Source organism: Alcaligenes sp. RM2 (assembly GCF_052931795.1).
Map to the genome: position 1 here is coordinate 144,600 of NZ_JBRFIO010000001.1, position 13,316 is coordinate 157,915.

Below are 13,316 nucleotides of genomic sequence, written 5' to 3' on the forward strand. Positions count from 1 at the left end.
TCAATCAACATCGGAAAATAAGCGGGTTCAGAACAGAACGCTTAAGTTGTGGGAGGTAATGACGACCTGATCCAGAACGATTTCGCGTTCGTACAGCTCCCAACCAAAGCGGTTGTCGCTGCGGCGCACGCAATCAATGCGTTTGCCGGCATACCAGGTCTCATCCCGTTCTTTCTGAGCGCGGTACAGGATGTAGTTGCTGCGGATCTCGTAGCCCTGGCCATCGCTCGTTGGGCGGATACGCAGATTGCTCACAAAGTGACGGGTGCGGGAAGGGGGCTCTTCCGCCCAGGCCATGCCGGTTTCCAGACGTGCGACGCGGCGCTCCAGCTGGAACTTGTTGTCGTTGAAGATCCAGGTGCTCGGTGGCTGCACACTGCGCCGACGATCGCGGGTTTGCGCATTGGTCGTGCTGCGCATGTGGTAGTGCACATCCTCGGACAGCAGGTCCAGCCAGTCACGGAACTGCCAGTCATCAAGCAGTTCGGCTTCCTGGTACAAAAAGTCGGCAATCTCGTGATGCAGCTGCATGTCGACGATGGCAGCTTGGCTTGGCTCTTGAATGACGGCGCTCATTTCACCAGCTCCTCTTCGTAGGCACGGCTGCGCTCCAGCACTTCATCCCAGGTCTCGGACACCATCAGGTCGGCCCAGTACTTGTACAGGCCACGGGCGGCGGTCTCGGAGAAGATGTAATTGGTCACACCGGGTACGCCATCGCTGCGCAGCCCTTCATTGCCCAAGCCCATTTCCATGCACAGTTGCGTGCCGCGAGCGCGTTTGCCACGCAGGATTTTCTGGATTTCAGCCCAGTTCTCGGAGTCGTCCTGTTCCAGGAAACCGGCGGGACCGAAGGCACGGGTAGCGCTGCGCTCGAAGGCGGCTTTTACATCGTCGGGGGCGGCTGCATCGGCAATGCAAAAGGCCCAGACTTCTACCTGATTGGGGCCACGGGGATGCCAGACGCGTAGTGTGGCGGTGCCGTTCAACCAGCTCAGGGTAGGGAACATATTGTTGTGACCGGCCAGGCGCAGGGCGCGGACTTCACCCAGGCGTTCGTGGGCTTCGGCATAGGTGTCGCGGAAGTACTGGGAGACTTCACCGTCCACCCACACGTTGGCGTCGGGCTGCTCGGTAAAGAAGAAGCCACTGCCATGGCCGCGCTGGCCGTACTGGACGGCGTCCTTGGCGGTTTCCCAAACCGGGCGTGCGGTTTGTCCGGCGCCCAGAGCCTTGTCCTCATCACCGGGTTTCTGGCCCAGCACTTGCACGGCAGAGGCGTGCGAGAACAGGGCGTGATACTGGTCGGAGGCAAACTGCTCGGCGGGGAATTTCCAGTTGCATTCGATGGTCCATTTCTGAACACCACCGATGATTTCAGTGCCGCCTTCGCGTCGGTCCAGAACACCGTCCAGGTACCAGGCAATGTCGCCCATGTACTCTTCCAGATCAGGCGCTGTGGCATCCCAGTTGCCAAAGACCAGGCCTTTGTATACTTTGACGCGGGTTACTTCCTGCAGGCCCCACTTTTCCTTGCACAAGCCTTGCGGATAGGCGCGTGGCTCCAGCGGTACATCCACCAGATCGCCGTTGGTGCCGTAGCTCCAGCCGTGGTAGGGACAGGTAAAGGCTTTGGTGTTGCCCGAGTCTGCATAAGACACGCGCATGGAGCGGTGTCGGCATTGGTTCAGGAAGGCCTTGATCGAGCCGTCTTTCTGACGAACCACGATGATCGGGTCCTCGCCCATATAGGTATTGAAGAAGTCTCCCGCTTTGGGAATCTGGCTGGTGTGGCACAAGAACAGCCAGGTGCGGCCAAAGATGCGCTCCAGCTCCAGCTCATAAATATCCGGGTCGGTGTAAATGGAGGGGGTGACGCGTCCATTACGTGCATCGACCAAGGCTTCGATTTTTTCAGGGTTGATTCCCATCGTTTGCTCCTCGCTATTGCAATGCGTGCTTTTGCAAAACAGGTTTTTGTCGCTAGCGGCAAAATGTAGAAGCTTGAAATGAATCCGACCAATACTTGCTTTAGATCGGGTGATCGGCAAACCCGATAAGTCCCTCTAAAACCCCTTGCTTGCATGTGGGTTTCGGTTTCAGGCCAGTATTGATGCGGCTTTGGCGACACCTAGGGTTTACGCTAGCTATGATTGCTGCGCTGCAGCATTGAAGATTGGGTCTGCTTTTCAGGGCGTGGGAGCGGCGACAATAGTGCCTAAAAGAAAGGCTTGTTTTGGTCCTCACAGCAGGCAGTGTCCAACGCTGTGCGGGTACGTTCCGGGCAGGGAACGATCAATTTGACAGGAGACAAACTTGGAGTTGCGACACTTGCGTTACTTTGTTGCAGTCGCGGAAGAGTTGAATTTCACCCGTGCTGCCGAGCGGTTGTATACCTCTCAACCCTCCTTGAGCGAGCAGATCCGAAATCTGGAAGAAGAAATCGGTTATCCCTTGCTGAACCGCACGCGCCGTAAAGTCGAATTGACCGAAGCTGGTGTGATTTTCCTGGATGACGCGCGCGAGATCCTGCACAAGGTGGAGGAGGCCGTACAGCGGGCCGGCAAGGCGGCCTCGCAGGCGCGGGAAGTGCTGACGATAGGCTTTGTGCCCGCGGCCGAGGTGCGTATCTTTCCAGCAGTGCTGCCCGCTTTTCGTGCAGCCTTTCCTCAGGTCGATGTAGTGTTGCGCAGCCTGACTTCCAATGAGCAGGAGGGAGCCCTGGCGCGTGGCGAGCTGGACCTGGGATTCATGCGCGGCCCGGTGCGCGCCACCAATGTGTTCAGCGAAGTGGTGCTGGATGAGCCCTTGCGAGTGTATCTGCCTCAGGGGCATAGCCTGGAGGCTTATAGTCTGATCCCGCCGGCACGCCTGAATCGCTTGCCCATGATTGCGGTGGATCGTTCCTATGGCCGCTCCATGCACGATGTGCTGGCCCGCTATCTGGCTCATCATAAAGTGGTGCCCGAGCACACCTATAACTCGGCCAACCCCCTGATGAGTATTAATCTGGTCGCTGCTGGCCTGGGTTATACCTTGCTGCCTACCTACGCGGAATACTTCATGCCCAAGAATGTGGTGTCGCGCCCCTTGATCGGTGGCGGCCCGCGCTGTGAATTATTGATGGCCTATCCACGAGATACTGGCTGCATGAGCGAGGCTGCGGTCAGCCTGATAGAACGTATACGGGAGCTGGCTCGCTGGCACGGTTCGGGCCCCTCGGCTGCCAGTCATTTGAAACTGGCTCCCAGCAAAATCGCCTGTATGTAGTTGCACATACAGGCGAGGGCGTTTTTCAAAAATACGGGCTCTATCTTACTGTTTGATAATGTGGATCTCGTTTGACAGTTCAGGCGTATTTATTATTGTGTCCAGAACTGGGCAGGTTCTTTCAATGAAATTGACGAATTCTTCTATTTCTTCATCATTGTTATTGGCCTGGATATAGTATTTGCACGTAATTTTATGAAATCCCATTTTGGCCTCTTTATTGATCCCGTAGAAGCCATCTGTGTCTATTTCACCGTCCATCTCGATTTTGATGTCGATTAAGTCAATTTTTTGACTCTTTGCAAAGCTTTTTGCAGCAATGCATTTACAGGCGCCAATTGCTGAAAGCAGGGCCTCCAGGGGAGTCATCCCGCCGCTGCCATTATCTCTCTTGCCGGGTTCATCCAGAACAATGGAAAAATCCCTGGAAGTGCATTCAATCTTTAGTTGGTCTATTAACGTTGCGGTTGCAGAAAAAACGTGGTTGCTCATGGCTGTTCCTTTTGCTTATAGCTTGTTAATTGGCTAATGATTCCAGGCTTCTGTCTCTTTTTTAAAATTGGATATGGGTGTGCTTTAGTGTGCTCCGGTGGGAGCGTGCGGCGCTTTTGGGCTTGAAAGGTAGTTTATATATTTTTTTTGGCTGCGGCATTTATTTTAAAAATTAGCTGCCTAAGCTAATAACTGCCTGGTATGGCACGAGCTGCTGCTTGCAGACTCGGCAACGGCACTGGCTATTGCTTCCAATAGGTTATGGTGCTGGCGTTGCCGGTCCTTGGTTCAGAGACTGTCGCTGTCCTATTTATTTATCTTCTACAAAGCGCATGCGAAAGCGTCGGCCTTTGATGTTGGCGTTGGCAATTCGGTCAAAGTATTGACGTGCAATCTTGCGGTCCAGCGCCACGTAGGAGCGGGCATCGGTAATCGCAATCTTGCCAACCTGCTCGCCTTTCAGGCCCACATCGCGGGTCAGGGCACCAAGCAGGTCGCCGGGGCGCAGCTTGTCTTTTTTGCCACCCTGAATTTCCAGCGTCATCATGGGTGCGCGCAGCGGCTCTTTGGACTGAGGGCGCAAGCCTTTCAGATTGCTCCATTTCACTTCGCTGCCCTGGAACTCCTCGATCAACTTCACCCAGCGCTGTTCGCTGCGCGAGACCAGATTCAGGGCCAGGCCTTTCTGATCACCCCGGCCGACCCGACCCACGCGATGGATATGCACTTCGCTGTCTTTGGTGACGTCTACGTTGATGACTGCCCCCAGATTCTGAATGTCCAAACCGCGTGACGCCACATCGGTCGCGACCAGCACGGCACAGCTCTGGTTGGAGAATTGCACCAGAATCTCGTCGCGATCGCGTTGTTCCAGGTCGCCGGTCAGAGCCAGGGCCTGGATGCCTTCGGATTGCAGCTCTTCCACCACTTCCTGGCAACGCATCTTGGTGTTGCAGAAAATCAGGGTAGAAGCAGGGCGGAAATGCTCCAGTAGCGTCACCACGGCAGACAGACGTTGCTCGGGGTGAACTTCATAAAAGATCTGTTCGATCTGGCTGGCATCGTGCAGCGCTTCCACTTTGACTTCTGCGGGTTTGTGCAGGAAGCGGGCGCTCAGGTTGCGGATATTTTCCGGGTAGGTGGCCGAGAACAGCAGGGTTTGACGGCGTGGAGGGCAGTGCGAGGCAATGGCAACGATGTCATCATGAAAGCCCATATCCACCATGCGGTCGGCTTCGTCCAGCACCAATGTTTTCAGGGCGGACAAGTCCAGATTGCCGCGCTCCAGATGGTCCTGAATACGGCCCGGCGTTCCCACCACCACGTGCGCACCGTTGCGCAAGGCTTCGGTTTGCGGACGTGAAGGCACACCACCGCACAAAGTCAGCATGCGCACGTTAGGAATCTGGCGGGCCAGACGACGCAGTTCCGTGGTGACCTGATCGGCCAGCTCGCGCGTGGGGCAGATCACCAGGGCTTGCGGAGTCAGCTTGCTGGGGTTGAGGGTTTGCAACAGACCCAGGCCAAACGCGGCGGTTTTGCCGCTGCCGGTCTTGGCTTGGGCGATCAGGTCGCGGCCTTGCAGAATCAAGGGCAGGCTTTGTTCCTGAATGGCCGTCATTTTTTCAAAACCCAGGCTATCCAGGGTTTCAAGCAAGGCAGGCAGAAGGGGAAGGGTACTGAAAGAGGTATGGGGCACGATGGGTGACATCAAAAAGGACTGCAAAATAAAGGATTTAGCGACAGTTTACCGTTTGCGGGCCGATCGCTGGGAAATAGAAAGCGGGGAAGATGATTGGATGTTGACAAGCAAGCAAGCAAGCAAGCAAGTAGGGCTGGCAGTGCAGGGGGCTCCTGCGATTCACTGGCTTTCTTGCAATGCCTGGCGGGGGTGACAGTCCAGGCCAGGGTTCATAGGCCTGCGCTTTATAAACAAACTTCAGGGTAGATGCCGCTACCGCCTTCCGGATCAAGAAATAATTCAAACAAAAAGGGGCTGCTGATGCCGCCCCTTGTTTTTATAACGTGCTGTGCAGGCTGGAAAAAGCTTATGCCTTGCGCGACGCCCCCAGGCGTTCTGACAGGCGATTGGCCAGCTTGCGCATGGCTTCACCGGCACGGCGCTGGGCTGCTTCATCGGCTTCCTGGGTCAGCAAGCTGACGGCCACTCCGGCCACGGCAGCGCGGTTATTGGAATCAAACACGGCAGCTCCAAAGCAGTGCATACCGTCGCGTACGCCACAGGCGTCCACGGAGTATCCCAGGCGCTGCACATCGTTCAATTCCACCATCAAGTCTTCCTTGCTGCGCGGGCCATGCACGGTAAGCGGTTCGGGCCAGGGGTGATTCAAGGCCTGCTCCAGCTCCGATCCCGGCAAGGTGCTGAGCATGGCTTTGCCGGTAGCGGTATAGACCGCAGGCAAGCGCATCCCGGCACGGAAGGTGAAACCCAGCGGGCGGGTTCCGTTGCGGCAGGCAATGTAGACCACGTCTTCGCCATCCAGAATGGACAGGGTGATGGTCTCTTCAGGCAGGACGCGCATATCGTCCCAAGCGGCAAAAAACTCCTGCGTCAGATCGAGCTGAGACAGGAAGGCATTGGCCCAGCCCATCACGTGTGTACCCAGGGTGAAACTGCCATTTTCCAGCTTACGGATCAGGTGCAGATCCAGCAAGGTGGTGCACAGACCATACAAGGAACTTTTGGGCATACCCAGGCGTTTGACCAGGTCCGTAAATGACAGGGGCTCCGGCGAGGCCGCCAATTCGTCCAGTACGGTGACGGCACGTACTACAGCCGGAACCAGTTTCTTCTCTTCCACTACGACTAACTCCATAACGACACACAGGAAGTCCAATAAGCCCGGATGGACAGGGCTGAACTCTGGGAACAGGGGCAGGGTTCTGTCAGCACAGCCAGAAGCATCTCATAGGGCAATCAGCCTACAGACCAGGCGTACAGGCCCTGAATTAGGCCAGATTTGCTGTCGGGATGCCAACTTTACATTGTGCCTTCAAATGCCCCAAAACAAAAAATACGGTGACTGATGTTCTACGGGTAAACCCGTAAGCCGATTCGTTGACGTCGCGATTTTTCGGCTCCTATAATTCTATCAAGTTCACTATAAGAGAAACAGGTTCAGCATAATGAACAATATCGCGGCATCATTGATTAGCAAACTGAAGGATCCCAGCCTGGCAAAAGATCAGTCCTGGACCGCTCAGGGTTGGGTCTCGGCAGGCGATGGCAATACCTTCGCCGTTCTTAATCCTGCTACGGGTGAGTGCCTGGCCAATGTCGCCAGCCTGGCCACAGCGGAAATCGAAGCGGTCATCAGCGATGCTGAAGTGGCCCAGCGCGAGTGGAAGGCACGTAGCGGGCACGAGCGTGCCAAGCTGTTGCGCGCCTGGTTCGATGCGCTGGTTGCCAACGCGGACGACCTGGCCACCATCATGACCATGGAACAGGGCAAGCCCTGGGCCGAGGCTCGTGGTGAAGTGCTGTACGCCGCTTCCTTTGTGGAATGGTTCAGCGAAGAAGCCAAGCGTGTATATGGCGATGTGGTCGGCCACCCCCAAGCGGACAAACGCATTGTGGTGGTCAAGCAGCCCGTCGGTGTGTGCGCTGCCATCACTCCCTGGAACTTCCCTGCGGCCATGATTACCCGCAAGGTAGCGCCTGCTCTGGCCGCCGGTTGCAGCATTATTGTTCGTCCTGCCGACCTGACTCCCCTGACTGCCCTGGCGCTGGCCGTACTGGCCGAGCGCGTGGGTATCCCTGCTGGTGTGTTCCAGTTGGTCACCGGTCAATCCCGTGTGGTGGGCGCCGCTCTGACGGAAAGCCCCATTGTGCGCAAGCTGTCCTTTACCGGCTCCACCGAAGTGGGTCGTTTGTTGATGGCGCAGTGTGCTCCAACCATCAAGCGTCTGTCGCTGGAACTGGGTGGTAATGCCCCGTTCATCGTGTTTGACGATGCGGATCTGGACGCCGCCATCGAAGGCGCCATGGCCTCCAAGTACCGCAACAGCGGTCAGACTTGTGTGTGTGCCAACCGCTTCCTGGTGCAAGACGGTATTTACGATCGCTTTGCCAAAGCCCTGAGCGAACGGGTTGCTGCCCTGAAAGTGGGCAACGGTATGGAAGAGGGCGTGGAGCAAGGTCCTTTGATCGAGCAAAAAGCCGTCAATCGTTTGCGCGAATTGATTGACGACGCCGTTGAAAATGGCGCCAGCGTTCTGCAAGGTGGCCAGCCTCATCCTCTGGGCGGTACCTACTTCTCGCCCACCGTGCTGGGTGATGCAACACCGGCCATGCGCGTGGCCCGCGAAGAATTGTTTGGCCCTGTGGCGCCTTTGTTCCGCTTCAAGGACGAAGCCGAAGCGATCGCGATGGCCAATGACACCGAATATGGTCTTGCTGCCTACCTGTTCACCCGCGACAACGCACGTGCCTGGCGCATGGGCGAAGCGCTGGAGTACGGCATGGTTGGCGTCAATACCGGTTTGATTTCCAACGAAGTGGCTCCCTTTGGTGGCGTCAAGCAATCCGGTCTGGGTCGCGAAGGCTCCCGTTACGGAATCGATGAGTACCTGGAAATCAAATACATGTGCCAGCAGCTGTAAGTTGATACATGCCCGCGCTCAGCGCAGCGAAGGGGGCCGCTCTTATATAGAGCACCCCATCAGCAGAACCCCACAATAAGCTAAATAAAGGAGACGCTATGTCTATCCTGTCTGCAACCCCACGAAAATTGACTTTGGCCCTGACACTGGCCACCGCCGGCCTGATGGTCAGCACGACTGTTAACGCTGATGATGTCAAACCCATCAAGATTGGTGTGGTCACCTTCTTGTCCGGCGCCGCTTCCGGTCCTTTTGGCGTTCCAGCCAAAAATGCCGCTGAACTGACGGCTGCCCAATTGAATGAAGGTAAAGTTCCTGCCCCTTACAACACCAAGGGTCTGGGTGGCGCGCCGATTGAACTGGTTTTCATTGACGAGAACGGCGGCACCGCCAAACAGGTCAGCGAATACCGCAACCTGGTTCAGCAACAGAACGTGGACATCGTGGTTGGCTACATCTCCTCGGGTGATTGCCTGGCCGTGGCCCCCGTTGCTGAAGAGCTGAAAAAACTGACCCTGATTTTCGACTGCGGCACACCGCGTCTGTTTGAAGATGCCAGCTACAAATACGTGTTCCGTCCGGTGGCTCACGCCACCATGGACAACGTGGCTGCTGCCCGCTTTGTGCTGGAGCGCAACCCCGAGTTGAAGAGCTACGCCGGTATCAACCAGAACTACGCCTGGGGCCAGGACGCCTGGCACGACTTTGAAGGCACACTGCAAGCCCTCAAGCCCGGTGTAGAAGCCAAGACCTCGCAAATGCCCAAGCTGGGCGCTGGTCAGTACAACGCCGAAATCTCGTCCTTGATGGCTGCCCGTCCTGAAGTGATTCACTCCAGCTTCTGGGGTGGTGATCTGGAGGGCTTCGTGGTGCAGGCTCTGCCACGCGGTCTGTTCCGCAACACCCTGACCGTGCTGACCGCCGGTGAAACGGCAACACACCGTGCCAATAACCAGATCCCGACTGGCACCATCATCGGTGCTCGCGGCCCGCACGCTGCTTTCGCTCCTGACAATGAATTGAACCGTTGGTTGCGTGCCAGCTACCGCGAACAGTTCAATGCAGATCCTAGCTACCCGTCCTACAAGATGACGCAAACTCTGCTGGGTCTGAAAGCGGCTTACGAAAAAGCCCAGGCTGCCAACGAAGGCAAAACCCCTTCCACCGAACAAGTGGTTACTGCATTCGAGCACCTGACCTTCGAGAGCCCATCGGGCGATGTGACCATGTCTTTGGGTAAAGGTCACCAGGCTGTTCAAGGTACGACCCTGGGCGTGGTGAAAAACGATAAAGGCGTGATCAGCTACACCGACTTGCGTCACTTCAAACCTGAAGAAGTCACTCCACCCGAAGGCGTGAAGTCCATCGACTGGATCAAGGGTGGTCTGAAGTACTGATCCGAGCAGACGTCCTGAAAAGGACGCTGCCCTGACAATCCGGGCATGCAAGACCGTTTTTTGCATGTCCGGTTTTTACCGCCGGGCCGCTCCCAAGGTTAAGGCTCCCTGTAAGGGGGACACCGAAGGCGTCGCAGTGGTATGTGCATTACCGCCCAGTTGCTTGCGAGGTAAAGGCTCCTCCCCCAAGGAGAAGCGCACCAAGCTTGTGGCGTGGTGGCATTTTTTATTCCCTTTCCACAGAAACCGACTATGTCTCTTCTTTCTGCTGCCCTAATAGATGGCATCATGTACGCCGCCTGGCTGTTTCTGGTCGCGGTCGGACTCACGCTGATCTATGGTGTGATGAAGATCCTGAACATGGCCCACGGCAGCCTCTATACCATTGGCGCCTATACCGCTGTCACCATGGTGACGCAGTGGCTCTCTACCGATCAAAGCCCATACGGCAGCTATTTGATGCTGATCCTGGCCGCGCTTATTGCCGGTCTGGTGCTGGGGCTGGTCATTGAATATGGCCTGCTGCGCTTCTTCTACCAGGAAGAACCTGTTGTCTCTTTGCTGATTACCTACGCGGTCTTCCTGATCCTGGAAGATACCGTCAAGCTGGTCTGGGGCGTGGATCCTTATGTGATCGCCGAACCTTATGGTTTGCTGGGTAACGTCGAATTCGGCGACCTGTTCTACCCCACCTACAGCTTTGTGATTGTTGTGGCTGCCATTCTGGCTGGCCTGTTCCTGACCTTGTTCCTGAAGTATTCGCGTCAAGGCCGCATCTTGCTGGCCGTGATTCATGACCGCGAAGTCAGTCAGGCCATGGGCGTTAACGTGCAACGCTACTTCCTGCTGACGTTTATTGCTGGTGCCACGCTGGCCGCCCTGGGTGGTGCGCTGACGGCTCCTACCATCTCTGTCGCTCCCGGCATGGGCGTGGAAGTCATCGTGATGGCTTTCGCCGTGGTCGTGATCGGTGGTCTGGGCTCCTTGCCTGGTGCTGCTCTGGGCGCTGTGATTGTGGGCCTGGTGCGCTCTTTTGCCGTGCATTACTGGCCTGAAATCGAACTCTTCTCCATCTACGCGGTAATGGCACTGGTGTTGGCCGTCCGTCCTAAAGGATTGTTTGCTGCCGCCGAGGCCCGAAAGATATGAACAAGACCAACATTACGCTTAAGCAGGGCATGATTGCCCTGGTCATTACGGTGGCCGCCCTGATTGTGGGCTTTGGCCTGCCATCCTGGCAGTTTCTGATCACGGTGGCGCTGGCCAAGGGCCTGGTTGCCCTGGGCGTGGTGCTCTTGCTGCGCTCCGGCCTGGCCTCTTTTGGTCAAGGCTTGTACTACTGCATCGGCGCCTATGGTGTCGGTATGGCCATGAACTACCTGGACTGGCGTGAAGCCGTGATCCTGCTGCCATTTGCCGCTGCTTGCGCTGCGCTGCTGGCCTGGGTTCTGGGTTTTCTGCTGGCTCGCTACCGCGATATTTTCTTCGCCATGCTGAGCCTGGCCCTGTCCATGATCATGTACGGCTTGCTGGTGCGTAACCCCAGCCTGGGTGGCAGTGACGGCTTTAACGTGCACGCGCCTTCCTTCATGTGGGGTGCCTTTGCTGAAACCCTCTCGCGTCCAGGCGTGTTCGTCCTGACCGTGGTTCTGGTGGGTTTTGTGCTGTGGGCCATGCAAGGTTTTCTGCGCAGCCGTGCCGGTCGTCTGGGCCCAGCCATCAAGGACAATGAAATCCGTGTTGAATATCTGGGTGCTTCGGCTTACCGCAATATTCACCTGAGCTACGTGCTGGCGGCGGCTCTGGCTGGTCTGGGCGGTGCCTTGTCCTCGCTGAGCATCGGTCACGTGGACCCTGAACTGGCGTTCTGGACCACTTCGGGCGAGTTCATCTTTATTGCTGTGCTGGGCGGTACTCGTAACGCTTACGCACCTTTCCTGGGTGCGCTGAGCCTGGAACTGATCCGCACACTGGCTTATCAATATGCTCCTAACACCTGGCAGATTGTCATGGGTGTCAGCATGTTGGCCCTGATTGTGTTCTTGCCCGGTGGCCTGATCAGTATTCTGAACCGTCGCAATGCAGCGGCTACCTCCAACGATTCTTCTTCACCGACAGGGGCCCGCTCATGAGTCAGTCACCCTTGATTTCTGCTAAAGGTTTGTGCAAGCAGTTTGGCGCTGTCCACGCTGCGCGCGATATGACCGTTGATATCCATGCGCAAACCATTACGGGCCTGATCGGTACCAATGGCGCAGGTAAAACCACCTTCGTGAACATGTTGACCGGCTACATGAAGCCGGACTCCGGCAATATCTTTTTTGCCGGTCGCGAGATCACGGGTTTGCCACCCCGGGAAGTAACACGCATGGGAATCGCCCGTTCTTTCCAGATCCCTCAGCTGTTCACCTCCTTGAACGCCTTGGAAAACGTGGAAATTGCCCTGGGCGTGGCCAAGCAGCCCTTGTCCGAAGCCAGTGCGATTCTGGAGCGTTTTGGCCTGAGCGCCTTCGCCCAGTCCCAGGCAGGCACCTTGCCTGAAGGGATTCGCAAGTTGCTGGACATTGCTTTGGCCATGGTGGCCCAGCCTAAAGTGCTGTTGCTGGACGAGCCCACCAGTGGTGTGGCCAGTGACGAGAAATTTGAAGTGATGGACCGCGTCATGAAAGTGGTTCGTGATGCAGGCGTGACGGTTCTGTTTGTGGAGCACGATATGGAAATCGTGCGTCGCTACAGCGATCGCGTGCTGGCTTTCTACGACGGCACCATTTTGGCCAACGGCACTCCGGACGAAGTGCTGGCCCATGAGCAGGTCCGTGAATACATCATCGGCGAGCCGGTGCGACGCAATAAACAGGAGGCCGATAATGCTGCTTGATGTCAAAAATCTGGATGTACGTATTGGCCCCACCAGCATCTTGCGCCAGGTAAACCTGCAAGTGCGCCAAGGCCAGATCGTGGGTCTGGCCGGCCGTAACGGTGCGGGTAAAACCACGCTAATGCGCACCGTAATGGGCTTGCTGGCCGTGGACAATGGCTCGGTCATGTTTGATGGTCAGGAACTGGCCAAGATGCCCGCTTACCGTCGCACCAGCCTGGGCATGGGTTTTGCCCCCGAGGATCGCAAACTGATCCCCGAGCTGAGCGTGGAAGAGAACATCCGCCTGCCCGCCTGGGCCTTGAAATCCCAGGACATTGAAGAGCGTCTGGATCGCGTCTGGCGCATCATTCCTGAGTTGAAAGTATTTGGCCCACGCCGCGCCCTGCAATTGTCGGGCGGTCAACAAAAGCTGGTCGCCATTGGCCGAGCCTTGATGACGGCTGACAAGCTGCTTTTGCTGGACGAGCCTTTTGAAGGTGTTGCTCCTGCGCTGTCCAAGCGTATTGCAGAAGTGGTGGGCGAGTTGAGCAAAGAGGGCTTCAGTGCCTTGTTGTCCGGTGCTGACTTGCAGCACGCAGGCAATGTGATTGATTACACCTACCGGATGGACCGCGGCCGTATCGAAGTACCGCAGCCCGCCATACCATAAGGAG

General features: G+C 56.6%; 12 protein-coding genes. 7 read left to right on the top strand and 5 right to left on the bottom strand.

Features of this window, described 5'->3' with window-relative positions:
- Positions 1–27: 27 nt before the first annotated feature.
- Together hcaF and hcaE are read right to left on the bottom strand one after the other, a co-directional pair.
- Positions 28–576 (bottom strand): 3-phenylpropionate/cinnamic acid dioxygenase subunit beta, encoded by a 549-nt coding sequence (gene hcaF / locus ACU6HM_RS00640; protein WP_035272051.1) that lies wholly within the window; start codon positions 574–576, stop codon positions 28–30.
- Positions 573–1,931, bottom strand: a complete 1,359-nt coding sequence (gene hcaE, locus ACU6HM_RS00645) for a 3-phenylpropionate/cinnamic acid dioxygenase subunit alpha (protein ID WP_009459253.1) — start codon at positions 1,929–1,931, stop codon at positions 573–575. Before hcaE ends, hcaF begins: the two co-directional genes overlap by 4 nt.
- 385 nt (positions 1,932–2,316) lie before the next feature.
- On the opposite strand from hcaE, the gene ACU6HM_RS00650 reads away from it, so the two are divergent.
- Entirely contained in the window at positions 2,317–3,270 is a 954-nt protein-coding gene (locus ACU6HM_RS00650; RefSeq protein ID WP_009459251.1) for a LysR substrate-binding domain-containing protein, read from the top strand.
- Between the two features lie 45 nt (positions 3,271–3,315).
- Here ACU6HM_RS00650 and ACU6HM_RS00655 read toward each other — a convergent pair whose 3' ends face one another.
- The 3 genes from ACU6HM_RS00655 to ACU6HM_RS00665 all read right to left on the bottom strand — a co-directional run bounded on the left by ACU6HM_RS00655 (position 3,316) and on the right by ACU6HM_RS00665 (position 6,599).
- On the bottom strand, positions 3,316–3,762 hold the full coding sequence (locus ACU6HM_RS00655) for an OsmC family protein (protein WP_239054546.1): 447 nt from the start codon (positions 3,760–3,762) through the stop codon (positions 3,316–3,318).
- Positions 3,763–4,072: 310 nt separating this feature from the next.
- Entirely contained in the window at positions 4,073–5,473 is a 1,401-nt protein-coding gene (gene dbpA / locus ACU6HM_RS00660) for an ATP-dependent RNA helicase DbpA (RefSeq protein ID WP_083053198.1), read from the bottom strand.
- A gap of 337 nt (positions 5,474–5,810) precedes the next feature.
- Entirely contained in the window at positions 5,811–6,599 is a 789-nt protein-coding gene (locus ACU6HM_RS00665; protein WP_031232690.1) for an IclR family transcriptional regulator, read from the bottom strand.
- Between the two features lie 310 nt (positions 6,600–6,909).
- Between ACU6HM_RS00665 and ACU6HM_RS00670 the strand changes: the two genes are divergently transcribed.
- The 6 genes from ACU6HM_RS00670 (at position 6,910) to ACU6HM_RS00695 (ending at position 13,312) form a co-directional block, all read left to right on the top strand.
- Positions 6,910–8,385 (top strand): NAD-dependent succinate-semialdehyde dehydrogenase, encoded by a 1,476-nt coding sequence (locus ACU6HM_RS00670; RefSeq protein ID WP_009459235.1) that lies wholly within the window; start codon positions 6,910–6,912, stop codon positions 8,383–8,385.
- 98 nt (positions 8,386–8,483) lie between these two features.
- Positions 8,484–9,782, top strand: coding sequence for an ABC transporter substrate-binding protein (locus tag ACU6HM_RS00675; RefSeq protein ID WP_446763235.1), 1,299 nt, complete (start codon positions 8,484–8,486; stop codon positions 9,780–9,782).
- A 252-nt stretch (positions 9,783–10,034) separates the two neighbouring features.
- A complete protein-coding gene (locus tag ACU6HM_RS00680) occupies positions 10,035–10,931 on the top strand; it encodes a branched-chain amino acid ABC transporter permease (protein ID WP_250755965.1) in 897 nt (298 codons plus the stop codon).
- Positions 10,928–11,914 (top strand): branched-chain amino acid ABC transporter permease, encoded by a 987-nt coding sequence (locus ACU6HM_RS00685; RefSeq protein ID WP_021446921.1) that lies wholly within the window; start codon positions 10,928–10,930, stop codon positions 11,912–11,914. Before ACU6HM_RS00680 ends, ACU6HM_RS00685 begins: the two co-directional genes overlap by 4 nt.
- Complete coding sequence (locus ACU6HM_RS00690) at positions 11,911–12,660, top strand: ABC transporter ATP-binding protein (protein WP_446763236.1); 750 nt, start codon at positions 11,911–11,913, stop codon at positions 12,658–12,660. Before ACU6HM_RS00685 ends, ACU6HM_RS00690 begins: the two co-directional genes overlap by 4 nt.
- Positions 12,650–13,312 carry an ABC transporter ATP-binding protein gene (locus ACU6HM_RS00695; RefSeq protein WP_083053200.1) on the top strand — a complete coding sequence of 221 codons (663 nt, stop codon included), beginning with the start codon at positions 12,650–12,652 and terminating at the stop codon, positions 13,310–13,312. The genes ACU6HM_RS00690 and ACU6HM_RS00695 overlap by 11 nt, the downstream gene beginning before the upstream one ends.
- The last annotated feature ends 4 nt before the right edge of the window (positions 13,313–13,316 follow it).